The following is a 306-nucleotide window of genomic DNA, read 5'->3' on the forward strand; positions in this document are numbered from 1 at the left end:
CCACAGCACGACGATCATGCCGTTGGCATGGGCCTGGACGATGAGCTCGCCGGCCTCGGCCATCATGGTGGCCTCGAATTCGGAGCCCAGGTAGATGGTGTAGCCAAGGCCCACAATGTTCACGCCGGCTTCCTTCATGGCCAGGATGGCGTCGAAGTCATACAGCTGAGGAGAATAGGGGTCCTCCTGCTTGGTGCCGACGATGTTGGTCTTGGAGTTCATCTACACCAGGTAGTTGATCTCCGGATAGTCGGCCGCATACTGGGCCACCAGACCGCGCTGGCCAGCCAGCACGCCGCACACACC

Annotated in this window: 1 pseudogene; it reads right to left on the reverse strand. The window is 61.1% G+C overall.

Annotated features, from left to right (window positions below):
* Positions 1-306: pseudogene (locus tag PZH32_RS12620) on the reverse strand (aldolase); the annotation flags it as partial.

Origin of the sequence: Adlercreutzia equolifaciens, assembly GCF_029076695.1 — a bacterium.
Classification (GTDB): Bacteria; Actinomycetota; Coriobacteriia; order Coriobacteriales; family Eggerthellaceae; genus Adlercreutzia; species Adlercreutzia equolifaciens_A.